The organism is Microbulbifer maximicatervae (SeqCode) (assembly GCF_052467825.1).
This window is the reverse complement of record NZ_CP174327.1, coordinates 3,016,213-3,039,417: the sequence shown is the minus strand read 5'-3', so window position 1 is coordinate 3,039,417 and position 23,205 is coordinate 3,016,213. Positions and strand designations below refer to the sequence as shown.

Annotated in this window: 28 protein-coding genes; 11 read left to right on the top strand and 17 right to left on the bottom strand. The window is 48.0% G+C overall.

Annotation, left to right across the window (positions count from 1 at the left end; all coding sequences use genetic code 11):
• Positions 1-4: 4 nt before the first annotated feature.
• Positions 5-1,303 (bottom strand): condensation domain-containing protein, encoded by a 1,299-nt coding sequence (locus tag ACJJII_RS13515; protein ID WP_444916556.1) that lies wholly within the window; start codon positions 1,301-1,303, stop codon positions 5-7.
• A gap of 481 nt (positions 1,304-1,784) precedes the next feature.
• Positions 1,785-3,068 carry a hypothetical protein gene (locus tag ACJJII_RS13510; RefSeq protein WP_444916555.1) on the bottom strand — a complete coding sequence of 428 codons (1,284 nt, stop codon included), beginning with the start codon at positions 3,066-3,068 and terminating at the stop codon, positions 1,785-1,787.
• Positions 3,069-3,386: 318 nt separating this feature from the next.
• Between ACJJII_RS13510 and ACJJII_RS13505 the strand changes: the two genes are divergently transcribed.
• The 3 genes from ACJJII_RS13505 to ACJJII_RS13495 all read left to right on the top strand — a co-directional run bounded on the left by ACJJII_RS13505 (position 3,387) and on the right by ACJJII_RS13495 (position 5,395).
• Positions 3,387-3,842 carry a hypothetical protein gene (locus ACJJII_RS13505; protein ID WP_444916554.1) on the top strand — a complete coding sequence of 152 codons (456 nt, stop codon included), beginning with the start codon at positions 3,387-3,389 and terminating at the stop codon, positions 3,840-3,842.
• A gap of 154 nt (positions 3,843-3,996) precedes the next feature.
• Positions 3,997-5,088 carry a PA0069 family radical SAM protein gene (locus ACJJII_RS13500; RefSeq protein ID WP_444916553.1) on the top strand — a complete coding sequence of 364 codons (1,092 nt, stop codon included), beginning with the start codon at positions 3,997-3,999 and terminating at the stop codon, positions 5,086-5,088.
• The gene (locus ACJJII_RS13495; RefSeq protein ID WP_444916552.1) at positions 5,063-5,395 is read left to right on the top strand and encodes a GIY-YIG nuclease family protein; all 333 of its coding nucleotides are present in this window, start codon (positions 5,063-5,065) and stop codon (positions 5,393-5,395) included. Before ACJJII_RS13500 ends, ACJJII_RS13495 begins: the two co-directional genes overlap by 26 nt.
• Before the next feature lie 19 nt (positions 5,396-5,414).
• Here the strand turns inward: ACJJII_RS13495 and tmpT are convergent, their stop codons facing one another.
• The 3 genes from tmpT to ACJJII_RS13480 all read right to left on the bottom strand — a co-directional run bounded on the left by tmpT (position 5,415) and on the right by ACJJII_RS13480 (position 7,859).
• Positions 5,415-6,053, bottom strand: a complete 639-nt coding sequence (tmpT, locus tag ACJJII_RS13490; RefSeq protein WP_444916551.1) for a thiopurine S-methyltransferase — start codon at positions 6,051-6,053, stop codon at positions 5,415-5,417.
• Between the two features lie 240 nt (positions 6,054-6,293).
• Positions 6,294-6,803 carry a DUF1097 family protein gene (locus ACJJII_RS13485; RefSeq protein WP_444912525.1) on the bottom strand — a complete coding sequence of 170 codons (510 nt, stop codon included), beginning with the start codon at positions 6,801-6,803 and terminating at the stop codon, positions 6,294-6,296.
• A gap of 360 nt (positions 6,804-7,163) precedes the next feature.
• Entirely contained in the window at positions 7,164-7,859 is a 696-nt protein-coding gene (locus ACJJII_RS13480) for an SDR family oxidoreductase (RefSeq protein ID WP_444898051.1), read from the bottom strand.
• 55 nt (positions 7,860-7,914) lie between these two features.
• Between ACJJII_RS13480 and ACJJII_RS13475 the strand changes: the two genes are divergently transcribed.
• From ACJJII_RS13475 to ACJJII_RS13455, 5 genes are all read left to right on the top strand, one after another.
• Entirely contained in the window at positions 7,915-8,235 is a 321-nt protein-coding gene (locus ACJJII_RS13475) for a DUF3301 domain-containing protein (protein WP_444915977.1), read from the top strand.
• Between the two features lie 8 nt (positions 8,236-8,243).
• Positions 8,244-8,465 (top strand): DUF1653 domain-containing protein, encoded by a 222-nt coding sequence (locus ACJJII_RS13470; RefSeq protein ID WP_444916550.1) that lies wholly within the window; start codon positions 8,244-8,246, stop codon positions 8,463-8,465.
• A gap of 406 nt (positions 8,466-8,871) precedes the next feature.
• Entirely contained in the window at positions 8,872-9,357 is a 486-nt protein-coding gene (locus tag ACJJII_RS13465; RefSeq protein WP_444912523.1) for a phosphatase PAP2 family protein, read from the top strand.
• The gene (locus ACJJII_RS13460) at positions 9,354-10,427 is read left to right on the top strand and encodes an MJ1255/VC2487 family glycosyltransferase (RefSeq protein WP_444916549.1); all 1,074 of its coding nucleotides are present in this window, start codon (positions 9,354-9,356) and stop codon (positions 10,425-10,427) included. Before ACJJII_RS13465 ends, ACJJII_RS13460 begins: the two co-directional genes overlap by 4 nt.
• 170 nt (positions 10,428-10,597) lie before the next feature.
• Positions 10,598-12,400, top strand: a complete 1,803-nt coding sequence (locus ACJJII_RS13455; protein WP_444898056.1) for an acyl-CoA dehydrogenase — start codon at positions 10,598-10,600, stop codon at positions 12,398-12,400.
• Positions 12,401-12,428: 28 nt separating this feature from the next.
• Here the strand turns inward: ACJJII_RS13455 and ACJJII_RS13450 are convergent, their stop codons facing one another.
• The 12 genes from ACJJII_RS13450 to ACJJII_RS13395 all read right to left on the bottom strand — a co-directional run bounded on the left by ACJJII_RS13450 (position 12,429) and on the right by ACJJII_RS13395 (position 21,636).
• Entirely contained in the window at positions 12,429-13,796 is a 1,368-nt protein-coding gene (locus tag ACJJII_RS13450; protein WP_444916547.1) for an ATP-binding protein, read from the bottom strand.
• Positions 13,793-14,467, bottom strand: coding sequence for a response regulator transcription factor (locus ACJJII_RS13445; protein WP_444905914.1), 675 nt, complete (start codon positions 14,465-14,467; stop codon positions 13,793-13,795). Before ACJJII_RS13445 ends, ACJJII_RS13450 begins: the two co-directional genes overlap by 4 nt.
• A 34-nt stretch (positions 14,468-14,501) precedes the next feature.
• Positions 14,502-14,819 (bottom strand): PepSY domain-containing protein, encoded by a 318-nt coding sequence (locus ACJJII_RS13440; RefSeq protein ID WP_282931896.1) that lies wholly within the window; start codon positions 14,817-14,819, stop codon positions 14,502-14,504.
• Positions 14,820-14,884: 65 nt separating this feature from the next.
• Positions 14,885-15,448 (bottom strand): glycine zipper 2TM domain-containing protein, encoded by a 564-nt coding sequence (locus ACJJII_RS13435; RefSeq protein ID WP_413664972.1) that lies wholly within the window; start codon positions 15,446-15,448, stop codon positions 14,885-14,887.
• A 143-nt stretch (positions 15,449-15,591) separates the two neighbouring features.
• Positions 15,592-16,278 carry a DUF3106 domain-containing protein gene (locus ACJJII_RS13430; protein WP_444916545.1) on the bottom strand — a complete coding sequence of 229 codons (687 nt, stop codon included), beginning with the start codon at positions 16,276-16,278 and terminating at the stop codon, positions 15,592-15,594.
• Positions 16,271-16,510, bottom strand: a complete 240-nt coding sequence (locus ACJJII_RS13425) for a hypothetical protein (protein WP_444898060.1) — start codon at positions 16,508-16,510, stop codon at positions 16,271-16,273. Before ACJJII_RS13425 ends, ACJJII_RS13430 begins: the two co-directional genes overlap by 8 nt.
• Entirely contained in the window at positions 16,494-16,880 is a 387-nt protein-coding gene (locus tag ACJJII_RS13420; protein WP_444916544.1) for a hypothetical protein, read from the bottom strand. The genes ACJJII_RS13425 and ACJJII_RS13420 overlap by 17 nt, the downstream gene beginning before the upstream one ends.
• Positions 16,877-17,401: an RNA polymerase sigma factor gene (locus ACJJII_RS13415; protein WP_444898061.1), complete on the bottom strand. Its 525-nt coding sequence runs from the start codon at positions 17,399-17,401 to the stop codon at positions 16,877-16,879. The genes ACJJII_RS13420 and ACJJII_RS13415 overlap by 4 nt, the downstream gene beginning before the upstream one ends.
• 362 nt (positions 17,402-17,763) lie before the next feature.
• Positions 17,764-18,177 (bottom strand): hypothetical protein, encoded by a 414-nt coding sequence (locus ACJJII_RS13410; RefSeq protein ID WP_413664967.1) that lies wholly within the window; start codon positions 18,175-18,177, stop codon positions 17,764-17,766.
• 149 nt (positions 18,178-18,326) lie between these two features.
• A complete protein-coding gene (locus ACJJII_RS13405; RefSeq protein ID WP_413664966.1) occupies positions 18,327-19,691 on the bottom strand; it encodes an L-cystine transporter in 1,365 nt (454 codons plus the stop codon).
• A gap of 162 nt (positions 19,692-19,853) precedes the next feature.
• A complete protein-coding gene (locus ACJJII_RS13400; RefSeq protein ID WP_444905920.1) occupies positions 19,854-20,294 on the bottom strand; it encodes a TlpA family protein disulfide reductase in 441 nt (146 codons plus the stop codon).
• Complete coding sequence (locus ACJJII_RS13395) at positions 20,233-21,636, bottom strand: YihY family inner membrane protein (RefSeq protein ID WP_444905921.1); 1,404 nt, start codon at positions 21,634-21,636, stop codon at positions 20,233-20,235. Before ACJJII_RS13395 ends, ACJJII_RS13400 begins: the two co-directional genes overlap by 62 nt.
• Positions 21,637-21,808: 172 nt before the next feature.
• Here ACJJII_RS13395 and arsC point away from each other — a divergent pair, with 172 nt between their 5' ends.
• Genes arsC through ACJJII_RS13380 form a run of 3 tightly spaced genes read left to right on the top strand, consistent with a single transcriptional unit; the run spans position 21,809 to position 23,131 of the window.
• On the top strand, positions 21,809-22,153 hold the full coding sequence (arsC, locus tag ACJJII_RS13390) for an arsenate reductase (glutaredoxin) (RefSeq protein ID WP_444916543.1): 345 nt from the start codon (positions 21,809-21,811) through the stop codon (positions 22,151-22,153).
• Positions 22,153-22,773: an NAD(P)H:quinone oxidoreductase gene (gene wrbA / locus ACJJII_RS13385; protein WP_444898064.1), complete on the top strand. Its 621-nt coding sequence runs from the start codon at positions 22,153-22,155 to the stop codon at positions 22,771-22,773. The genes arsC and wrbA overlap by 1 nt, the downstream gene beginning before the upstream one ends.
• Positions 22,774-22,783: 10 nt before the next feature.
• Positions 22,784-23,131, top strand: a complete 348-nt coding sequence (locus ACJJII_RS13380; RefSeq protein WP_413664962.1) for a DUF2069 domain-containing protein — start codon at positions 22,784-22,786, stop codon at positions 23,129-23,131.
• The last annotated feature ends 74 nt before the right edge of the window (positions 23,132-23,205 follow it).

Genomic DNA, 23,205 nt, shown 5'->3' with positions numbered 1-23,205 from the left:
ATTCTCACTGAACACGCCCATCTACAAGTAGAGACTTTACAAGTTTTATATAAGACTCCACATACAAGTGCGCACTCTCATGGCTAGTTAAGGGCTCACAGTATCCAAATACAAAAATAGCGTTTCTACTGGTGGTATACGTAATTACCATTAGCGGGTGTGCGGCATGGGTTTGTACGACCATACCTGACTCAATTTCAAAGTATCGAAGCTCTCCGGCTAGCCGCTGCATATTGCCGGCATTAGAAACACAAATACCAGATGGAAATACAGTGCCTTCTGCTATCAACATTTTTGCAAAATTTTTCACATCAGAAAATTCGTAATGAGTATCAAAGCTTATTGCAAATGGAGCCTCTTTATTCAAAATCAAACGCAGCTGTTTATCTAAGCCTTTAGCTAAAGACTTTAGACTTTTAGAAAGCATCTCTTCTGTAACACATAAATTAGCTGTTGCTGAAAAGGATCCGACTTCATCCAAGCTTATTGATGGCTTGCATAGGCCACGAATATCTATCGTTACAACTATTTCAGTCTCCCCTGGGAAAGTAGGCATACTCTGCGCAGCGAAAACGGCTAGAGCTCTAAATAGTGAACTTAGTGAAACTCCCCAATTTTTAGCAGTTTGTGATAGAACTTCTGCTACTTCAGGAGGCATCAATTTAAGAATTGAGTTTCCTTTTCTGTCTTCAATAGGTGCCGCTTGCTCTACTTCCCATCTTCTACAGCTATTGGATTTCTGTATGCTAAATAGATCGACATCCTTAAACCCTGCCAAGTGAAGATATTCACCCGCACTTTTTCTTAACGGCTTAGGTTCTTGGCTAATATAGCTTCCCTCCCCCTCCAGAAAGCTGTCTAAATCACGAAAAAGTGCCATTATTGACCGGCCATCCAATGCAGCATGGTTACTAACAATGATGACCCACTTAACTTCACCATTCACATTAACATGCAAGGTAACCCCATAGGCGCAGCTTTCTATGTCAATAAATTGATTTTGCTGCCTAAGGTATTCACTTTCGTATTCTAATGGTTCATTTAACTGCTTTATGCTTAGAGGCACCTTTTCAAAGCTGACATCACAAACCCAAAAAGGCTTGGCGCCCATTTTGATCCTCGCCCGAAGCATTGGGTGTTTTCCATGTAAAAAGATAAAGCCTCTGCATAACTGTTCGACAGTAACAGAATCGCAGAGACGAACAAACGATATTAGCTGAGTTCCACCACGAGACTCACTAGTCAATTCAACAAATAGAGCTTCTTGGGGGCCCAACTCACGTGAGAGTGGCTCATTCTCCATGCAGGCCTCACATTTGCTAATGGGTAGATCACCTGTGATACAAGAAGCACTCTCCTCAGTATAGGAAAATAGTTAGAAACTGTTTGTTGATATTGGCTATTGATACAGAGAGCGTATCACTAAGACAGCCAGCACAATCACAATGTAGTTAACAATCGATTGATTCCTTCGTCTATACAGATTAAAAGGTTAAAAATACATTGCTAATGTATAGATATCTTATTATTCCTTACTTAAATAGGATTCAACTAATCTTCATATGAAAAGCAATTCTTAATGACCTCTACAAGAATTTCTTTCCACCAAACCGTCATCACTACGATGGAGAAACTCACCGCAACCGAGTACGAAATAGCAAATACGCTTAGCAATTTATGTATTTAAATTAACAGCTTAAACAACACAAAATAAGAACAATTCAATTCTCTTGTGAAACCCTTACATAAAAACAAAAAAGCATTCTAGAAACCCTGAATAAAAATCAACGAATTAGACTACCAATAATATCCATATACCGCTTTACATACAGAAGAACACTATTTCGACTCAAAAGTGGTTCACAGTAACCAAATACAAAAACTGAATTCTTATTGGTTGTATACGAAATTACCATCAATGGGTTTATTCCATTAGTTTGAGTCACCATTCCTTTTTCGATATCAAAAAATTTCATCCTCCCACCTAATTTGTTCAAACTCCCTACATTAGATATGCAAATACCAGCAAAGAAGGATTCAGAGCCAGAGATTGTCTCTCTTGCCATAGCCTCCACCTCAGCAACAGTGTATGCAGACACTATTTTTTTTGCCAATGGACGTTGTTTAGTTAATACCGTGTATATTTGGGACTGTAAATCTTCAGCAAAATCTATAATATCAACCGATGTAGGATCTTCAGGAATAGATAACTGAATAGTTTGCGAAAAGGAACCAATGTGCTCTAATGGAATCGGGGGGGTACATAAGCCTCTTCCATCCAAAGCTAAAATAATCTCCTCTCCCTTTTTATAGGTCGGTAGGACTACTGAAGCAATGGAAGCAATTGCACAAAGAATTGCGGTTAACTTTACTCCTCGGTCCTTACCTATTTTTGCTAGCTGATGGAGATCTTCAGGACACAATAGTCTCGCTATTGCACCAGCCTGCCGTTTACTTGCCGGTGCAACCTTCTCAACAGGCCAGTTTAATTTTTGATCATCCGCATCATGAAATATATGTTTTTCACCTGCATATCCAGCAGCTTCTAAAATTTTAGCGATACTTTCTCCAAGAGGTTGTGTTTCATTGCCTTTAAAGGGTTTATTTTTTTGCACTAACTGATCCAACTGTAAAAACAGAGTCATAATAGAACGACCATCCATAATCGCATGAATGTTGTTGACAATAACCCACTGCACTAAACCTTCATGATTGCAAAATATACTTAGACAATATGCATATCTATCACTATCTATATATTTTCTGGCTTGATTTGAGTATTCTCCCTCAAAATCCATCTCCTCATCTAGCCGGTACACATCTATAGGGATTTCGGAAAAATCCACATCACAAACCCACCGATATTTATTATCTTTCTCGACTCGAGCTCGCAAGAGAGGATGATACTGATGTAGTATTTCAAGGCCAGAACGTAGCGTATCAATTGCTAGAGGCTCACAAACTCGAATAAAAGAAATAAGTTGCAGCCCCCCTTTTGACTGCCTAGACAGCTCTACATAAAGAGCTTCTTGGCGCCCCATCTCCCGAGAGGGTATCTCCGATTTCATGGCTGAAACTACCGTACCTAATAGGTATTCATACCAATTATAGAAAATAATAAAATTACATATAATTCAAACAATTACGGCATAATAAGAGAAGTGACTCACTATCTCGTAGCTATGCACACCTAGCGGCTTTGTAGATAAGCTCACTTTCAGTTGATATCATAATGACAGCGTTGCATCTGCTCACTAATGATAGCGCTAAATATTCAAACAAGTCGCCATGGGTATTTTCAATATACAAAATAGAATTAAATATTAACCCAGGGTCACCAGCTAGATAATCAAAGTTCTCAATTGAAATTAGACAAGGATAGCAATATGAAAGATAACATGGGAATACAAGAGGTTATTGACGAACTATATAGTGGAATCTCTGGCCCTTCAGGTTTTCAACGCGACTGGGAAAGACAGGCATCATTATTTTCCTCTGATGCGAAAATGATTCGCACATTTGTGGATAGCAATGGCAAGCCCCAGTCTACGATCCTCAGCGTCCAAGAATATCCAGAAAATTTTGAAAACCTAATTGCAAATCGCCCTTTCTATGAAGCTGAAATACACAATATTATCGAGCAATTTGGAAATATTGCTCACGTCTTCAGTGCTTATGAGGCCTGGAGCGATAAGGAGAAAACCCAATTCCTAAAAAGAGGGATAAATAGTATCCAACTTTTGAACGATGGCGAATCCTGGAAGGTAGTGCATATGATTTGGGATGACGAAAGACCCGGGCTGACAATGGAATCGAAATATAACCCCGCAGTCACTGCCTAAGCAGTATTTACGAGTACAATTAGACCCTAAGAGGCATTGCCTCTTGGGGAAACCAAACCCAGACTTATTTTCCTCTCCAGGTAAATCCGCTAAGGCTTGCAATCCTTCAAAATTAAGGCGTAAACTGTACATTAATACAGTTATCGCTAAAAAAATGTCAGATCATCCTTCCACTAAAGCGCCATCCCCATGCAAGGGCCGAGGAACCGCTTCTAACCTCCCTGGGCGCTTTGCTGAACTATCCAGCTCCCGTGAAACTGATGGCTGGCAAATGGAGCCTGATCAGCCGGTGAGACTAATAACCTCATCCATTGAGGAAAAGGCGAAAACTATTATCTCAACTAATCAATCACCAGACATCCCTTTCTCCCAATCGATAAACCCCTACAGGGGATGTGAGCATGGGTGTATCTATTGTTATGCCCGCCCAGCCCATGCCTATATGGATTTATCGCCAGGCCTCGATTTCGAGACCAAGATTTTCTACAAGCCGAATGCTGCTGAGCTTTTAGAGAAAGCGCTACGAAAGAAGAGCTACCAGTGCAGTCCCATCGCTCTGGGAGCCAATACCGATCCCTATCAACCTCTGGAACGAGAGAAAGAGATAACCCGTAGTTTGTTGGAGCTTATGCAGGAGTTTCGCCAGCCGGTAACCATTGTCACCAAAAGCCAGCTAATCTTGCGAGACCTCCCACTGCTGGCAGAAATGGCACAAGATAACTTGGCCCAAGTCGCCATTAGTGTGACCACGCTAGATAATGCCCTTAAGCGTAAGCTTGAGCCAAGGACCGCTGGACCTGCTGCTCGTCTGCGAACAATTGAACAGCTGAGTACAGCGGGCATTCCTACCGCAGTACTCGCTGCGCCTATGATCCCCGCTCTCAATGACTGTGAGCTGGAGTCGATTCTTGCAGCTGCACGGGAATCAGGGGCTGTAAGAGCCGCATATATCCTATTGCGCCTCCCCTATGAAGTTGCCCCTCTATTTCGGGAATGGTTAGAGGTACACTACCCAGAAAGAGCAAAGCATGTCATGAGCCTGGTGCAGCAAAGCCGTGCAGGTAAGGACTATCAAAGTGAATTTTCCCAAAGGCGAACTGGCACAGGCATATTTGCTCAACTACTCCAAAGACGCTTTCAAGTGGCAATGAAAAAGCTGGGCTTGGATCATCGGCGCCTTACCTTGGATTGCTCCCAGTTCAAGCCGCCGCCTCGCACTAATGAGCAGCAGGATTTATTCTCTTGAATCTATGGGCTATATAAAAAAGAAGGAAGAGCTGGGCGTGAATTGGTTTCTCTATCTTGTTCGAACGGCCAGAGGAACACTCTATACCGGTATAACCAATGATTTAGAGAGGCGTTTTGCTGAGCACTGTAGTGATGGCCCAAAGACGGCAAAAGCACTACGAGGTAAGGGGCCCCTTACGCTCGTGTTCTCTGTGGGGCTACCCGATAAATCAACCGCCTTGAAAATGGAGATAGCCATTAAGAAGTGGCCAAAATCAAAAAAGGAAAAACTAATACTTGGCTCTCATTCCCTGCCAGAAATTTAACTTGCAGAGAAAGCCATTATCATTTTGGTGTTAACAACCATGCCTCTTCTCTTGCAGGAACCTTGCCTTTAAGTCCACCAACAACGTCTCTTGTCGCTAATACTTGTAGGCTATAATCGGCATCATAATATTCGTAAATCAAACGGCTCCCAACAGAAAAAGGTGGGCCAGGCATCTGAGTTTGTTCATACTCGAAGGATACGAGGAGTTGAGGTGCAACTTGGGTAATAGCCATTAAGTGTCTGACATATTGCTCACGAATATCTGTGGGGAGGGCTACCAGTGCAGCCCGATCATAAATCGCTACAACCGGCCCCAACTCCTCTCTACCCAAATCGAATATATTGCCAACAAAAATATCGATGTTGGCACCAGAGTAGCACTTCAGATTACCAACCTGGCCTACCTGTGGGATTACTGCCATTTCACTGAAGAGCTGCTTCACGGCCTCCTCATTGAGTTCACAGCCAGCGACTGAGATATTCTGCTCTAATAACCAAGCAATATCTTTGGTTTTGCCACATAGCGGCAAGAAAATCCGATCACCCGGAGACAGGGAGAGACTGGAAAAGAACTCTGTCAACAACGAATTGCCGGCCGCCTCGTGAAAGCCAATATCATTTCTTTTCCACTTATCATGCCAAAATTCTTCCTTCAAAACTGGCTCCTACAATCCAAGGTAAAAAAATAGATAAGAAACAAATTACATCAATGAAGAAGTGTTCTGTAGTATTCCATTTCGATACTACTTTCAGACTCATAGGGTTCAGTAAACGCCAAAGCCGTAACAAATACCATTGCTGTAGATAGCAATATACGTTTTAACATTGAACTACACCTCTATTCAATCTTACTGACCCCCTTACAACCCTTTCCCTCAAGCACTCAGATTAATCTTTCAACAAGTCCTTACTGCTCGTTGCTGACGCGGCCATAAAATATCAATCAGGCCGGCAAATACTGCACCGATAGATACCGTTGCAATCAGTTGAAAATAGGCATCCAAGGTAATGTCCAACTGCGCAAGAAACGCAATAATGATACCAATGGCATAGCTGGTGACATTCCGAATACCAGTCACCATTCCCATTGCCCATACACTGATAATTGAGAAGAGAAGTGCAATCGGCCCAACCAGAATACTTGGGTCAATTTGCCATTTATGTGCCGCTGTTTGAGCGCCCAACCCCAACCCCAGCCCGGTCACCACACATGCGAGATTGTAGGCACCTGCACGCCAATCACGCCCTCTGGAGTAATAGGCAATAACACCCAACACCGCTACCCATATTGGCATTCCGCCCAGATAACCGACGAGTGCCGCAACAATGAGAATTGCAAGGATTGGTGACTTCAGTAACTGGGGGGACAAGCTTTTACGCTTGGTTAAAACACTGGGCCACTTCATGATTTCCACTCCTTCGAGGACACCCTGATAAGAGGTAAGATTCCTTGCCTAAAACGTAAAACCCGCCAACACTCTGAAAGGATCTATCAGAACCATTCCTTGATATGAAGCTATTTTCAGATAGTTCCCACTCTGGGGGATAGAAAACTTCTTCCGTATTCTTGCCCAATCTTGCAATCAGCAGGCAGTAGCACGAAGCACACAAAACAGACTCACCCGCCGGCCATATGCAAAAAAGTTGAAATGCATAAATTCGACTGATCAAGGCTACTCAAGCGACCTCGTATTCAGGCCGGCAGAGTGTGGGAGCTGCATTCTATTAGATTCTCAGAGGAGTTTTGTCACAGCCCATTACAAGCGTTACCAGGGAATTTCTGTCCCGTCATAGTTATAAAATCGACCCGTTTTTGCTGGCGTTGCTGATAAAAGCAGCTTTTTTAGTCCGCCGACACTTTCCTCAGCAGAAATCAGTGCTCCGGGACCGCCCATAGCCGTTTTTACCCACCCGGGATGCAAAGCGAGAACCGTGATTCCTCTCGGCTCTAAATCGATAGATAAGCTTTTGACGACCTGGTTTACGGCTGTCTTTGAAGTTCGGTAGATATATCCCCCGCCAGAGCGATTATCAGCGATACTCCCAACCTTGCTGCTCATCACCGCGATTAGCTTGTGCTCACTGGCCGCAACATTGTCACAAAAAGTTTCTGCCATCATGTAGGGGGCGATAGTGTTGGACTCTAAAACTCGACGCCACTCTGCGCGGTCAACAGCGCCAAATCCCACGCCCTTCGGCCCGTAGTAACCTGCATTGTTGAGCAATATGTCTATCGGCTCTCCTTGAAAGGCCTTACCTAGAGAGATCATCTGTTCGTAGTCGGTCACATCTAGGCGAATCAACTGTATCGAGGGGTAGTGCTCTTGCAACACCGCGAGCTCAGCAGCTTTCTTCGGTTCCCGACAACAAGCCAGGACCTTCCAGCCAATTTCGGCAAACTGGGCACACAACTCAAGCCCAATTCCGCGATTGCAGCCAGTAATTAAAATCGTGCCGGACATTGGCGCTCCTTAAATGGTATTCTTGCGGGAAAGCGATCATAGCAACTGTATAGCAATGTATTACACTCTCAGCGACATACTGTGGCTTTCCCTGTTCTTTGTGGTTCTTTGGTATATCTGGGCCAGTATGGCCGCTAAAGAGCACGTCCGGCGAGCCGCTTCTGATCACTGCCGACAGCTCGGTGTCCAACTGTTAGACGACACCGTGCTTTTGGTTCGTACTCGAATCAAAAAGGATAAGAGGGGGTTTTTCAGCCTTCACCGCAGTTACAAGTTTGAGTTTACTTCTACAGGCGAACATCGCTATTCAGGCACTGCTGTACTTCACGGGAATCGCATCCAACAGCTACAGCTTGCCCCCCACCACGTAAGTTAGAGGTACCCATGCAACGCGGCATATATCGTCACTACAAAGGAAATCTGTACGAGGTTTTACATACCGCAAAACATAGTGAATCCGAAGAAGTTATGGTTGTGTACCGAGCCCTTTATGGAAGCTATGGTGTCTGGGTGCGACCCCAAAGAACATTTAATGAAACAGTTTCTAAAAATGGCGTTAAATCTCCACGCTTTGAATTAGTCCAGGCATTTGACATAGCTGCCTGACCTGACTGAAATATAATTAATTTTGGAGGGGCCATGCTTCCTCCAAAGTCACTTTATCTGTCTATTATTTTTTCCAATAAGATAAGCAACTTTCTCCAGTTATATCTGCACCCAATCCAACTCAATCTTTTGTCTAACTTGCTGGTACTCAGGTGTACTATCAGCTTACAACTGACCCCGAAAACCCCCAGTGTTTATTAATCGAATTACTTATAATTTTAATTTGGAATAATTTTGCGCCAACTATTCGTTGGATCTTTCAGCCTTTGAAATAAGCTCTTTCATTCTATTCTTCCCGCCTGGTCAAGATTTCATTATTGCGACATAAATCGGTCAAGTCCGTGCAATAATCGATTTGTAACTTGTCGGCATGCGAGGCTTACCGATGAATCTAAAGAGTTTTGATGTGTCCATAGTGCTGTATATGGTTGAGCGGGCATCACGCCCCAGCTCTCGCCGGCGCTATCTGTGGCTATCTAAATCTGGGGATGGGTGGGCAGCCGGGGCACTTTTATTCACCTATGTATGGCTCAATTCAGCCATTCAACTGCTGTACTTGGCATGTACCGCAGTTGCCTTGGAACGCGGATTGTACTGGGGGATAAAAAACACGACACGACGACTTCGCCCGCCCCAAGCAATCCCGGGCATGCGTCCCGTAATTGTGGCGCACGATCGTTTCAGCTTACCGTCGGGCCACACCTCATGCGCCTTCCTATTTATAACCGCGATGTCTATACAGGTGAGCCCTATGTGGAGCTTCGGTTATATCTGGGCCACCGGTGTCGGAGCCGCCAGGGTTGGCCTGGGAGTTCATTTCCCGTCTGATATTTGTGCCGGCGCTATTTTGGGGACCAGTGTCAGTTTAATTGTGAGTGCTGCCTTTTTATGAAGATACTTTACGGCGTTCAATCCACGGGTAATGGGCACATCAGTCGCTCCCGTGCGCTGGCTAAGCAATTCGAAAAGTATCCAAATCTCGAGGTCCAGTGGTTATTTTCAGGCCGTCCAAGAGAAAGCTTATTTGAGATGTCTTCTTTTGGAGACTATTGGTGGCGGGAGGGAATGACTTTTATCCACAGTCACGGCCGCTTGAATAGTTTCGCAACACTACGAAACATCAATGCAGTAAGATTCATCAAGGATATAAGAACACTGCCGGTTAATAATTTTGATTTAATTATCAGTGACTATGAACCTGTTACGGCCTGGGCAGCGAAATTTAAGAAAAAACGCAGCATCGGTATCGGCCATCAATACGCCTTTGAATTCCCGATCCCTGCACCTCGCAATAAGTGGGCATCCCGCACAGTACTAAAGTCATTTGCCCCAACACAAGAGAGTATCGGTTTGCATTGGCACCACTTCGGCAACCCAATACTACCGCCAATCGTCCCTCAGAAACCTGGACTCTCCCAAGAATTGGGTGAACATATTCTAGTTTACTTGCCTTTCGAACAGCCTATTCCGATGCTGGACGAACTTTCCAGGCTGCCCTATCGGTTTATCGTCTACGGTATACCCCACAATTTACCTACCTCTAGTAATATTCAAGTTAAGGCCCCCTCAATTAATGGCTTTCAGAAGGATCTGGCAACCTCTAAAGCAGTAATCTGTAATAGCGGATTTGAATTATTGGCTGAAACCCTGGCTCTGGGAAAACCCATTCTCAGTAGGCCTCTCGCCAATCAATTTGAGCAGGAAGCCAATGCCAAAGCGCTCGATCAGCTCAAACTGGCCACAATCGTAAAACAGATAAATGCCCATACGATCGACAAGTGGCTAACCAACTGCCCCCCTCCACTTCGGATAGTTTGGCCTGATGTGGCTCAATCACTGGGCAACTGGATTGCTTCCGGGTGCCGACAAAGCCCAGCTGAACTATCCTCCCAGCTGTGGCGCAAGGTGGTACCAAAGCCCGTTGCAGACGCAGCACCAGTATTTCAAAGAATATCCCAGTAAAAGCACTCTAATAATCGCCAAGTCTATTCATAGAATCAGTCATTGCCCAGTGCACCCTCTCCACGTTTACATATACACTTGAATCGTAGTGTTCCAGCATAAAAATATTCAATGGAAAACTACCTGGAAATTAAACGGATTACCCAAAAAGAATAATGTAAGAGGTAAACATGGCCCATCAGCTGCTCAACGAGCGTGAAATCGATTTTTTGCTTTACGAATTTTTAGATACCGAGGCCCTAATCAATCGCCCTCGGTACAGTGAGCATTCCCGTGAAATTTTTGATGCAACACTGAATACTGCACACACCATTGCAGAAAAATTTTTCGCTAATCACAACGCCAAAGGCGATGAGATTGAACCGAGCTTTGATGGTGAAAACGTCAGCGTTATCGAAGAAACCAAACAGTCCTGGGATGCTTTTGCCTCTGCAGGATTTCTTGCCGCTCACTGTGATGCTGAGGAAGGCGGGCTGCAATTGCCAGAGGTTATTCTGCGCACAGCACTCGCTTACATGGCTGCAGCAAACGTTGCCAGTGCTAGCTACCCGTTCTTGACCATAGGCGCGGCCAATCTGGTACGGACTTTCGCCAGCGAGTCGCTTAAAAAGCAATTCCTTCCACAAATGTTGGACGGGCGTTTTGCCGGGACTATGGCACTAACTGAACCGGATCAGGGCTCCGCGCTGTCAGACATTCGCACTAGCGCCCTACCAGAAGAAGACGGCAGCTACCGCATTCATGGGCAGAAAATGTATATTTCTGGTGGCGATCAAAACCTCACTGAGAATATCGTTCACCTGGTTCTGGCAAAAATTAAAGGCGCACCCGCAGGTGTGAAGGGAATATCGCTTTTTCTGGTTCCCAAATTCCTTCTGGACGAGCAGGGGAAACCAGTAAAACGCAATGATGTAAAACTCGCAGGCCTGCTACATAAAATGGGCTACCGCAATACCACATCAACGGTATTGAGCTTTGGTGAGGACAGTGGCGCTGTAGGCTACCTGATCGGTGAACCCCACCAGGGCCTGAAGTATATGTTCCAAATGATGAATGAAGCCCGTATCAGTGTGGGAGCTGGCGCTTCTGTACTTGGATACCAGGGGTACACTTACTCCCTTGAGTACGCCAAAGGCCGCCCGCAGGGGCGTATGCCCTCTAACCGAGATCCTGAATCCAAACAGGTCCCTATCGTCCAGCATGCCGATGTTCGCCGTATGCTACTGATGCAAAAAGCCTATGCTGAAGGTGGCTTAAGCTTGAGTGTTTATGCCACCTCACTTTACGAGGATGAGCATACAGCCCCTACAGAAGAGCAGCGCAACAGTGCTGCAACACTGCTCGATCTGCTAACTCCCGTAGTAAAATCCTGGCCCTCCAAGTACTGCCTAAAAGCTAATGAATTGGCGATTCAGGTTTTGGGGGGAGCGGGTTATATTCGTGAATATCCGGTAGAGCAGTTATATCGAGACAATCGCCTTAACGCAATTCACGAAGGTACAGAAGGCATCCATGCCCTGGATTTACTGGCCCGGAAAGTACCGTCAAAAAATCTTGCTGGCTACCAACTGTTACAGGCAGAGATCCGCAATACGATTATGCAGGCCAGGGATAAACCTAAGCTCGAATCTATGGCCAAAATGCTGGAAGAAGCCCTGGAAAAGTTGGATGAGACAAGTTTTGCATTATTCTCCCAGCTTCAGGAAGATGTGGATCGCGGCCTGGGTAATGCCACCCTATACTTGGATTTATTTGGCTGTACCGTAGTCGCCTGGTTGTGGCTACAGCAGGCAGTTATCGCAGAAAAAGCACTGGAAAAAAATCCTAACAGTGAAGCTCAGGGTTTTTACCAGGGTAAATTACACACTGCGAAATACTATTTTGAATGGGAGCTGCCAAAAACAGAGACAGCTATCGCACTGCTGAAATCAGGCAATAGCGTTCCTTTCGACATGCAGGAAAATTGGTTCTAGTTAAACGACTTGTCGAGCAAAACGGAAATTACAGTTGTACCGTAATTTCCGTACCTGCCTCAGGAAGAGGGACTGCATTTATTTGCCCTTCATAGCTCTCAACAATATCCACTACCACGGCAAGTCCAATACCCTGCCCAGGTTGCTGTTCATCGGCACGAACGCCCCGCTGGGTAACCGCTTGCCATTTCTCACTGTCCAGCCCTGGGCCATTGTCTTTAACCCGAATAGACAGTTTGCGAGTATCTTCCATATTCTCAACGGCAACCGATAATTTCCCGTCACCATATTTATAAGCGTTATCCAGCAAGTTACCCAGGACTTCCATCAGGTCACCTTCGTCACCATAAAACAGGGTGTTTTCAGCACAGGAACTTTCGACATCACACGGCTTACTGCGATACACCTTTTCAAGCGCATCCAGTATTTTATGGAGCAGTGGCGCGACCGGTGTCCCCCTTATAATGGATTTCGGCGAACTGGTTACTGCCCGCTGCAGTTGATAACTGATAATACTGTCCATCCGCTGCACCTGATCCGTTAGCGTCTTGCCGGCGGTTGTTGAATCTCCAGAAAATTTAAGACCTTTCAATACCGCTAATGGCGTCTTCAGGCTGTGGGCCAGGTCAGCTAATGTATGCCGGGTTTTTTCTCTCTGGCGGCGCTCATTTTCAATCAACAGATTTAAGTTATCTGTCAGTGGGCGCAGCTCCCGCGGAAAATTACCCTCCAATCGATCAGCACCCCCACGCTGCATTTCCTGAAGCGCATTAGCCAGGGCTGTCAGCGGGGCAAACCCCCAGCGCAGAACCAACCACTGTGCAAGGATTAATAACAATGCTCCCAACCCCAACCAGTGCCACATGGTTGAGCGAAACTGCCCCACTTGGGCCTGTAGCGGGGCCGCATCCTCGAGCACTGCAAAGGTAAACAAATTTTCATCTTCCAGCCCCCAGGCAACCCCTTGGCGGAAACTGCTATAACTTCCCTCTTCTCCCGGAACCGATACCTGCGAATAGGACTGCTGCCCCTGGGAAAGCGGATAGAACTCCAGCTGCGGCATTGCCAGGGCTGACTCCGAACGCCAGATAATCTCACCCTCCCGATCAATAACAGCGCCCACCAAGCCGGAATCAGGCTGGTTGAAGCGTTGCTCGGGCAAACTCGGGGGCAGAATCAGGGTTTTACCTTCCGGCTCAGCAACCGCCAGCAGGGTGTAAATGTAGACCTGCAGCTCCCGCTGCTTGGCTTCATTCAGGGAGGTGCGATAGGCGTGCTCGAGGACTCCAGAGATAAGAAGAATAAAGCCGACCAGCACAAGACTGGTAACCAGGGCCAGACGCCCCTTTAAGGAACCCAGAATATAGGAAAGCAGGGGGAAATTGATGGATCTCACTGCGGAATCACAAAGCGATAGCCGCGCCCGCGCAGAGTCTCGATAGGCTTAAGCTTGGCTGCCGCATCAATTTTTTTCCGCAGGCGTCCAATAAACACCTCTATCACATTGCTGTCCCGGTCACAGTCCTGTTCATAGATATGTTCTGTCAGGGTGGTTTTTGACACTACCTCATCCGGATGTAGCATCAGGTATTCAAGTACCTTGTACTCAAACGAAGTCAGGTCCAATTCAACTTCATCCACACTAACCCGTTGCGCACTGGTATCCAGAACGATAGGTCCGGCTTTAATCGTCGGCGATGAGAAACCTGCGGAACGGCGCACCAGGGCATTCAACCGTGCGAGCAGTTCTTCAGTATGGAAGGGTTTTACCAGGTAATCGTCCCCACCAGCTTCCAGGCCGGAGACCCTTTCCTGCCAGTGTCCCCGAGCCGTTAAAATCAAGATAGGAAAATGCTTCTCTTCACGGCGCAGTGTTTCAATAACCTGGATACCATCAATTTTGGGTAAACCCAGGTCCATTACTGCAACGTCGTAGGGATATTCCCTCCCCAGATAAAGTGCCTCTTCTCCATCGGGGGCTTCGTCAACGGTGTACCCGGCCATGCGCAGGGACTCTGCCAGCTGCTGCCGCAGTAATGCTTCATCTTCAACTAATAGTGCGCGCATAGTAATTACCTTATTGCGGCTCGCAATTATTCTGCTATCGGGATATACGGCCGCTCTGTTTATCGACAAACACCACATAAACCTGGCTTTTGGCCGACAGTCCCTTCACCCGATACACGGCTCGCCCCTGTTTTTTGGTCTCAGAAATGGCGAGAATTTTTCCACCAAAGCGTTGTTTTACGATTGAAGCAGCCCGATCCCTTGAGATTTCTCCCCCTTGAACACGAAGAAAGTGGGGCTGGAAACTCTCCCGCTCATAAGCGGGGTAGCTGTGTACCGTGGCACTGCAGAGCGCCGGCAAAAACACAGCGGTAAAAGCAATAAAGCCAAGTAAGGTACGATTCAGTTTCACGGTGCGGCTCCTGTGGATATCCAATTTTCCACCCTTTATAAACTCCCTGCCGCCCTCAACCGGGCTCAAAGAGCCGGTGAGACGTCGACATGGACCCGGATTCTATCGCCCGGATGATGGTCAGTGCGAGTCAAGTAAACTTGCCCATTATACCGATAGCGGACATCGTATCCGACTAATTCCCTTCTTGTAGAGTATTCATCTACAACATGGCAACGGGACTCTGTTGCATAGTGGACTGGAGCATTGGCACGGCTGATCTGGTTACCTACCAGGGCGCCCACCAAAGCCCCTGCGATTGTGGCGCCGCCACGATTGTGACTGCGATGATAACCGTAGCGTCCACGGTGGCCGTGATCGCCTAAGTTATTGCCGATTGCAGCACCTATAAGTCCACCCACTACAGTACCTGCCGGGGAAGTCGGCTCGCGATAGGCAACCTGTTCATCGCGACACTGAGTCGTCGGTGTAACAACCTGAACATCGGTGTAGACGGGAGTAACCTCGGTAACTCGCGCATAATCATAGCCACCCGCAGCATAGCCTCGGGGGCCCGCGCTGGCAGTAGAACTTAGACCCACCAGTGCCGCAACTGCCGCACCCGCGATTAGCTGTTTGTATAGTTGCACGATATATCTCCCGCTAGTCATCAACGGGAGCCAGATTACTTAAGATGATCTGAATAGACGCTGAATTACACTGTCGTACCAGCGTAGCAGCGAGGTAAAACGATAAGCCAGCCTCTCAGGATTGGAATTTGAATGGCAGGGCACTATTCAGGAGCCCCAGATGAACTATCAGTCTCCTCATCACCCTCTCGTCGGTCACTGGACTCTCGATCACGCCTAGGCCGAGAATCCTGGTGCCTTCTCCCCCTTTCGTGCTCCCTTCTGGGCCTATCTCCTCTCGCCCGGTCTTCTCTGTGCCGGTTTCCTCTAGGTCTATTTTCATCGGACCTGTCCCTCCTAGGCCCATCTTCCCTGAGTCTATCCCCTTGCGCTCGCTCTCCCCGAGCCCTATCACCTCTGGGCCTTTGCGGTTCACTCCTATCGCCCCTAGCTTCCCGCCAGCGCTCGCGCACTTGCTCTCTCTGTTCGGGGGACATCTGCCGATATCTCTCACGGGCCTCACGGATACTCTCACGCCTGCCTTCCGGCAGGGCACGGTACTGTCGATAAGATTCCCGCAGCTGATTACGGCGTTCCTGGGGCAAAGACTGCCATTTTTCATAGCGCTGCCGAGCATTGTCACGCTGCCCAGGGCTCATTGAGTTCCATCGACGCGCACCCCGCAACAACCTCTCCTGCTGGCTATCAGACATGTTGGGCCAGCGCTCTTCCATGCCCTGTAACAGCTTGCGATCACTATCACTTAGGCTTTTCCACTCCACCGACCACGCCATACCAGCCCAAAGCAGTGAGGCTGCCATCAAACAAGTTGCGACCAGGGTTTTAATCATGACTGTCCCCCAGCCATATATCTTTGCTTTTGGTGCCTTCTTGGGTTTGCCCGGGACCTTGAACCAACTCGGGATCTTCAGGGATAACGACATCACCTTGTTCATCGACCCACTCTTCCAGGAATAACAGGAATTCCTCCGGCAGAGGCTCAGCTTCCTCCGCCTCGGTAGTACCTGGAAATACGAGCGCACACATAGATATGATGAATAAAACACTACGAAGAGTGCCCATCCAACTCCTCCGCCAACCACTGATAAAACTCCATATCCTCAATCATCTCGATATCCATATCTTCATCCAGCAGCCAATCACCACTCACTAGCAGCTCTGTACGACTTTCATTATTGATAACAGAACTGGGCCACCATAGAGCAAGAAATAGCACTGCGGCAGAAGCCGCTGCAACTGGAAGGTATGGATACAAGGTATTGAGTGAAAAGTACCGTTTTTTATTATTTTGATCTTGCGCTGCGGAGCGGATTCGCCGCAACTCAGCCAGGGTTTCCGTATCGAGCGATCTCTCTCTACGTATAACAGCGGCACTGGCCGCTCCGAGTATACGCTTCTCGTTAGTCGATGAATTGTTTTCTAAATTACTCATTCCATCGCCTCCAAATGAACCCGCAGGCTGCGCAATGCTCGAGAGAGGTGAGTCTTCACACTTCCCTCGCTACAAGCCATAGCCCCTGCTGTCTCACTGACATTAAAGCCTTCAACGCAGCGCAACAAAAAAGCCTGCTGTTGACGCAGAGGTAACTTTTCAATGGCGCGGTCAATGGCATCAATCGTACGTTCACCAATTAGGACACTATCCGGGCTGCGGCCGTTGGGGTCGGGAAATTCACTCAGATCCCATTCATCGCCTTCGCTATTAATAGGAAGTTTATCTTTCAACAGCTGCCACCGGGACAGGTTTTTCTTGCGACGATGCCAATCGGTTATGCGGTTATTAAGAATGGTAAAAAATAATGGGCGCCACTCCGCACTGTCTCGGCAGCTATAGCTTTTGACGAGTGCAAGCATAGAGTCCTGAACTATATCCAGCGCATCATCACGGTCCCCTACAGCATATTTCGCCATAGTGAATGCCCGCTTTTCAACTGAAGCGAGAAACTGATCCATAAAAGCCGATTGAGGTCCCTTGACGAGGATGCAATCCTTCTACGGCTATTGCGGAGCCTCTAAATAATTCCGTGATATTTCTTTGGCTGTCAGGGCAGCTCACAGTCTAGGCGCGGCTTCACAGGAGTGTTTAAACCTTTTGAGAAGTCGCAGCACAGAGTATGAACCACTCTGAAATCCCCGTAGGACAGACTTAGAAGGCCCCAGCTACTGCATAGCTCTTGCAAAGGACTAAGGCCTTTATCAGCAGGCTGCGCCTAGCGACTGCAGTCTTCCAAGACTATAGAAATATCACGGAATTATTCAGAGGCTCCTTAGTTTGCCGCAACCCACTAGATAATGCCTGCTACAACCAACAATCACTAATCGTTATTGTTGTCACGGGATCTACGATGGTGCTTTTTTGTCCGCTCGCCGCGTTCGTTCTTCCGATCGTATCTATTATCTATTCGTTCGCCTTTTTTATCGAGGCGCTCGTTTATTTTCTCACCTTTGTTATCCAGGCGCCTATCGATACGATCACCTTTTTTATCTAAATGTGCAGCTAATTTATCTCTCCCATTAGCCGCAGCCTGCTCAGACCGCTGGTCCAAGCGCTCATTAATACGATCACCTTTATCATCGAGGCGCTCTTCAATGCGATCCCCCTTTCGATCGAGACGATTTTCAATACGGTCGCCGCGATCATGTCCATCATCCTCACTACTTTCAGCTTGCAGCGAGAGGGGAAAACCAAGGCTAAGCGCCAGTACTGACAGTCCTATCAGTTTATTCATAAGTTGCTCCAGTTCCGTGAACAAAAAACTCAATGCATTAACAGCACTGACTATAACGTCAGGCACTGGAGCTGGTTGACAGGACTCCTATGAAAAATCAGCGAAATAAGAAGACAAAAATAATCGGTGCACAAAGTACCATTCTCTGTTCAACCCTCTACAACTTCCGGGCCGGGCACTTCATCCCCGAGCCAGCGTTGTGTCAGGGTGCCAGCGGTCATAGCGCCGTTAACATTCAGCGCGGTTCGCGCCATATCAATCAGAGGTTCAACAGAAATCAGCAGAGCCGCGATAGTGACTGGCAACCCCATCGCCGGCAATACCACTAAGGCTGCAAAGGTAGCCCCACCACCAACGCCCGCTATACCGAAAGAACTGATCATTACAACCGCCACTAAAGTAGCAATCCATACCGGGTCCCATACATTGATCCCCATGGGGACTGCCACCATCACTGCCAACATGGCCGGATAAATGCCGGCGCAGCCGTTTTGCCCAATAGTCGCACCGAAAGATGCAGAGAAATTGGCAATTGCTGGAGACGTACGCAGCTGGTCCACCTGAGTCTCGACATTCAGGGGAATAGTTGCAGCACTGGAGCGGGAGCTAAAGGCAAAGACCAGCACCGGCCATACCTTGGTGAAATAGTGCAGCGGATTGATACCATTAATCAGTAGCAGCAGACCGTGCACCAGGAACATCAAACCAATAGCCGTAAAGGAGGCCAGCACAAAACTCAATAAGTTAAGAATATCCCCCATACTGGATTTAGCGATCAGGCCCGTAACCAAAGCCATCACGCCGTAAGGGGTAAAAGCCATCACTAGTCGCACCAGCTTCATAACCCAGACTTGAGCCACATGAACGAAGCGCTCAATCGCTGCGCCCTCTTCGGGAAATTCACGGCGAACCGCCAAGGCTGCCAATCCTAAAAGCACCGCGAATATAACCACCGCTATAACAGAAGTAGAGCGAGCCCCGGTCAGGTCCAGAAAAATATTGCGCGGCACAAAAGAGGTAATAATCTCAGGAATGGAAAGGTCTGTGACCTTGCCAATGCGCTCATTCAGCACTTCCACTCGCGCAGCTTCCCGGGAACCCTCAACCAATCCCGCAGCCGACAAACCAAATAGCTCGGCCATAGCCACGCCAATTAAAGCGGCCACCGCCGTTGTTCCCAATAGCACCCCCAGGACTGAAATACTGATTTTGCCCAGCGCCTGGGTATGGCTGACTTTAACTACCGCCACTAATATGGAAGTCAGCACCAGGGGCATCACGAGTAAATACAATAGATTTACGTAACTGTCCCCTATCATCTCTACCCAAGGTATCACCTCTGCGGGTGCAGCCCCCCATCCGCGAGACAGTTGCAGGGTGCCTCCAAAGATAACCCCAAGAATAAGGCCTGCCAGCACTGCTGGTGCGAGGGAGTCACGGCCTCGCTGCCAGCGAAAAAGTCCGTATATAAAAACAATAAATAGAAGCAGGAAAGCAAATGAACTGATATGCATAAGGTCTGGGTCCCACCCGGAACGAAAGGGGAAAGTGGCGGCATGCTATCAGCGATCCGCCACAAGCCTATAGATGTGTTAGTTATAGTTTTATAAAGTTTGGGAGCTTCTAATAATCCACTGTTACCCCGCCGGCTTTTACCAGCACTCCATTAGTACTCGCTATAGATTGAGAGCCGAAATGAAGTCGTCTCTATCCTGCGGCCCAACCAATGTTTTATGCCAGCGACCATCGGTACCAATAATGAACGTAGAAGGCAGCACCTCCGGCTTCTCCTGCCCCCAGCGCCCTTGCGGTTCGGCCACTAGAACGGGAAAAGTAATACCCAACTTATCCGCCTGTTTTTGTATTTCCGCAATCGGTAAATTGTCGAAGTTCACCCCAACAACAACGACATTGTTGTTACCGTCGGCCAGTTGGTTAAGGACCGGGATCTCCTCTCGACAGGGCTTACACCACTCTGCCCAATAGTTAACCAGCAAAACCTTACCCGATACATCCAACTCTTCCCCATCAATGGCTAGAAGCGATTTATCGTCTTTAGCGCAGGCGCTTATTCCGCATACCAACAAAAGAAAGGTGACCGCTGCTGCTCTTGCCATCTTCACTTTGACTATTTTCATCAGGCCCACTTTCTCCCCCGCTTTCAGAGTTTGTTTGCTTATCATCAGTCCCGCCGTCGTGGCCCAGCTCAAGGGGCTTATCTTCAGCTTCCTTTTGCTCGGCCTCCAGGAACAACTCTCCAACAGTGATACCTAATTGCTCCCGGGTTGACTCTCTGGCATTGGCAAAGCGTTGCTCTACCTCTCCATACCAGGGCAATCCATCCAGACTCGCAGGAATTCCACTGGGCATCCAATCCGAACTCAGCCAACCTGCCAATTCAACCAGGGACACCGTATTCAGGTCCCTCAGCAAAACATAATCATTGCGATCAGTCTGGGTCACCATACGATTAGCCTGAAGGATATTCCGCAACCTTCGCCACTGAACAAACTTGATTCCCATACGGGAAATATCTCGCTCCTTCAGAGGCCTCCCCTTCGCGCATTTCTTATACATCTGCCAGAGAACAATAAGGAGGGCAACCAGGTCAGAATGCTCCCGCTCTTGGGTCGCAGCTTGATAAACCGATAGTGTGCGCACCAACACACAGCCGGCCAATACCAGTATCCACATCAGATAAATCCAAAGCAGGAACAGGGGAACAACAGCGAATGCCCCGTAGATTGCCTGGACCGAACTCCGCGCTACCAACAAGCCGAATAAGTACTTCATAACCTCGAAAACAATCGAGATTATGATCCCCCCCTCTATTCCGTGGCGCAACGGGACATAGCAATTGGGCACAGCGATGAACAGTAGGGTAAAAACTATGGAGCTGAAAACAAACGGCAGAATCCTGAATAACAACGAAGTTACTTCAAAGGAATCAGCCCCACCCAAGAAAAATTTTTGAGAAAAGACAAAAGTACTTGTCGCCAGTCCCGCCCCTAATAGGATTGGACCGAGACTCAATATCGCCCAGTACAAAAGAAAACTCGAAACGCCGCTGCGGCCTTTTTGGACGTCCCAGATAGAGTTAAAGGTCCCCTCGATACCGCGAAGGGTCAAGCCCGCAGTAATGATCAGCATCGCGATACCAACGCCAGTCAAACGCTGTGCCTGTTCGGAAAAACTGCTGATATATTTTTGGATCTCGCGCCCACTCTGAGGCAAAAAGTGGGTGAACAGTTGATCCTGTAACCTACTCTGCAAGCCGGCAAAGTCGGGAAACAGTGACAACATGGCGTAGCTCACCGTCACTAGGGGAACTATGCCAAACAGTGTCAGGTAAGTGAGAGCAGCCGCGCGTTGCCGACAATCCTTTTCATCAAACAGTTTCCACAGTGACGTCGCAAAGCGCAGCCAGTGGTTTCCCCAATCCTTTACGGTGCTTCTCATTGTGATCTCTCTATGCCTGAACATCTCGCCCAGGCCGCAGTATTACTGCCCCAAATAGCCAAGGAGCTCCCGAAAACCCCGCAGGGCGTTGGGGGAATTATTCAGAAGCGCCTTAGAACTCCGCAACATTCTTCGGTTAGAATACGCCAAACAGTAACAGGATGCCGCCACAATGTGGACGATTTACCACAACCCCCGCTGCTCAAAATCCCGCCAAACCCTACAGCTATTGCAGGATAACGGTATTGAACCGGAGGTGGTTCTCTATCTACAAACCCCACCTTCTGCCGAGGATATTCAGAAGTTGCTGCACAAACTGGATATTGATGCACGACAGTTGTTGCGCACTGGTGAAGAACCCTATAAGCAGTTAAACCTGAAAGACAAAGATCTGGCCGAATCCCAGTTAATTGACGCAATGGCTCAAAACCCTATTTTGATCCAACGCCCGATCGTTATAAAAGGCGACAAAGCAGTGATAGGACGGCCCCCTGAAAATGTACTGGGGCTGATCTGATGGATCGGGACAACGAAGGCTATGTCCTCATCCTCTACTACAGCCGCACCGGTGCTACGGCGCGCATGGCCACCGAACTGGCTCGCGGCGTAGAGGCCAGCGGGATTACCGCTCGCCTGCGCACCGTACCCGGCGTATCCCCAGACACTGAAGCCAGCGAGCCGCCGGTACCCACCGAAGGTGCCCCCTACTGTACAATCGAGGACCTGCGCAATTGCTCCGGTTTACTGATGGGCAGCCCCACCCGCTTTGGCAACATGGCCTCTCCGCTGCGCTATTTCCTTGACCAAACCAGTGATATTTGGCTCGATGGCAGCCTTACCGGTAAGCCGGCTGCGGTATTTACCGCCACTGGCAGTCTTCACGGTGGTCAGGAAACTACCTTGGTATCCATGATGCTGCCCCTGCTGCACCACGGCATGTTAATCGCCGGCATCCCATACTCCGAAGCCGCCTTAATGCGCACCCGCACTGGCGGCACACCTTATGGTGCCTCACACTGGTCCGGTGAACACGCCACATCGCTTTCCGATGACGAAGTAACCCTGTGCCGGGCACTGGGCAAACGAGTCGGCAGCCTGGCACAGACGCTGGATAATTCGCATAACGGCGACAACTAGAGGATAAAGTGTGAACGATTCTGTACAGCGCAAGCTCAAGATAGCGCTGCGAATTAACTGGATTTGTTATATCGGCATGCTCGTACTGTTTGTCGTCTGGAATCTATTCCTCGAAGGCGGCTCATTGTTCCTGTGGTGCTTGCAGACCATACCACTGCTGTTGGTACTACCTGGGTTACTAAAGCAGCACTATCGCAGCTATCTGTGGCTCTGTTTTATTCTTTTGCTGTATATCACTGCCAGTATTGTCGACGTAATGATGCCTACACGCGGCTGGCAGGATGGCGTACTGGTAGTCCTTAGCCTTATCCTATTCTTTTCATCAATGATGAGCAGCCGCTGGCATCGCATGCAATAGCCACCGGCACTACTCACATTGCTAATGATTTTGTAACTGATAAATAGACAACGCTTGCCCCTCAGCGCACTAAG

What these genes read in the sequence shown, in the direction of transcription:
- ACJJII_RS13515 (WP_444916556.1), bottom strand. Translation starts at nt 1,303, where the DNA reads ATGGAGAATGAGCCACTCTCACGTGAGTTGGGCCCCCAAGAAGCTCTA.
- ACJJII_RS13510 (WP_444916555.1), bottom strand. Translation starts at nt 3,068, where the DNA reads ATGAAATCGGAGATACCCTCTCGGGAGATGGGGCGCCAAGAAGCTCTT.
- ACJJII_RS13505 (WP_444916554.1), top strand. Translation starts at nt 3,387, where the DNA reads ATGAAAGATAACATGGGAATACAAGAGGTTATTGACGAACTATATAGT.
- ACJJII_RS13500 (WP_444916553.1), top strand. Translation starts at nt 3,997, where the DNA reads ATGTCAGATCATCCTTCCACTAAAGCGCCATCCCCATGCAAGGGCCGA.
- ACJJII_RS13495 (WP_444916552.1), top strand. Translation starts at nt 5,063, where the DNA reads ATGAGCAGCAGGATTTATTCTCTTGAATCTATGGGCTATATAAAAAAG.
- ACJJII_RS13485 (WP_444912525.1), bottom strand. Translation starts at nt 6,803, where the DNA reads ATGAAGTGGCCCAGTGTTTTAACCAAGCGTAAAAGCTTGTCCCCCCAG.
- ACJJII_RS13480 (WP_444898051.1), bottom strand. Translation starts at nt 7,859, where the DNA reads ATGTCCGGCACGATTTTAATTACTGGCTGCAATCGCGGAATTGGGCTT.
- ACJJII_RS13475 (WP_444915977.1), top strand. Translation starts at nt 7,915, where the DNA reads ATGTATTACACTCTCAGCGACATACTGTGGCTTTCCCTGTTCTTTGTG.
- ACJJII_RS13470 (WP_444916550.1), top strand. Translation starts at nt 8,244, where the DNA reads ATGCAACGCGGCATATATCGTCACTACAAAGGAAATCTGTACGAGGTT.
- ACJJII_RS13460 (WP_444916549.1), top strand. Translation starts at nt 9,354, where the DNA reads ATGAAGATACTTTACGGCGTTCAATCCACGGGTAATGGGCACATCAGT.
- ACJJII_RS13455 (WP_444898056.1), top strand. Translation starts at nt 10,598, where the DNA reads ATGGCCCATCAGCTGCTCAACGAGCGTGAAATCGATTTTTTGCTTTAC.
- ACJJII_RS13445 (WP_444905914.1), bottom strand. Translation starts at nt 14,467, where the DNA reads ATGCGCGCACTATTAGTTGAAGATGAAGCATTACTGCGGCAGCAGCTG.
- ACJJII_RS13430 (WP_444916545.1), bottom strand. Translation starts at nt 16,278, where the DNA reads ATGATTAAAACCCTGGTCGCAACTTGTTTGATGGCAGCCTCACTGCTT.
- ACJJII_RS13425 (WP_444898060.1), bottom strand. Translation starts at nt 16,510, where the DNA reads ATGGGCACTCTTCGTAGTGTTTTATTCATCATATCTATGTGTGCGCTC.
- ACJJII_RS13420 (WP_444916544.1), bottom strand. Translation starts at nt 16,880, where the DNA reads ATGAGTAATTTAGAAAACAATTCATCGACTAACGAGAAGCGTATACTC.
- ACJJII_RS13415 (WP_444898061.1), bottom strand. Translation starts at nt 17,401, where the DNA reads ATGGATCAGTTTCTCGCTTCAGTTGAAAAGCGGGCATTCACTATGGCG.
- ACJJII_RS13410 (WP_413664967.1), bottom strand. Translation starts at nt 18,177, where the DNA reads ATGAATAAACTGATAGGACTGTCAGTACTGGCGCTTAGCCTTGGTTTT.
- ACJJII_RS13405 (WP_413664966.1), bottom strand. Translation starts at nt 19,691, where the DNA reads ATGCATATCAGTTCATTTGCTTTCCTGCTTCTATTTATTGTTTTTATA.
- ACJJII_RS13400 (WP_444905920.1), bottom strand. Translation starts at nt 20,294, where the DNA reads ATGGCAAGAGCAGCAGCGGTCACCTTTCTTTTGTTGGTATGCGGAATA.
- ACJJII_RS13395 (WP_444905921.1), bottom strand. Translation starts at nt 21,636, where the DNA reads ATGAGAAGCACCGTAAAGGATTGGGGAAACCACTGGCTGCGCTTTGCG.
- arsC (WP_444916543.1), top strand. Translation starts at nt 21,809, where the DNA reads ATGTGGACGATTTACCACAACCCCCGCTGCTCAAAATCCCGCCAAACC.
- wrbA (WP_444898064.1), top strand. Translation starts at nt 22,153, where the DNA reads ATGGATCGGGACAACGAAGGCTATGTCCTCATCCTCTACTACAGCCGC.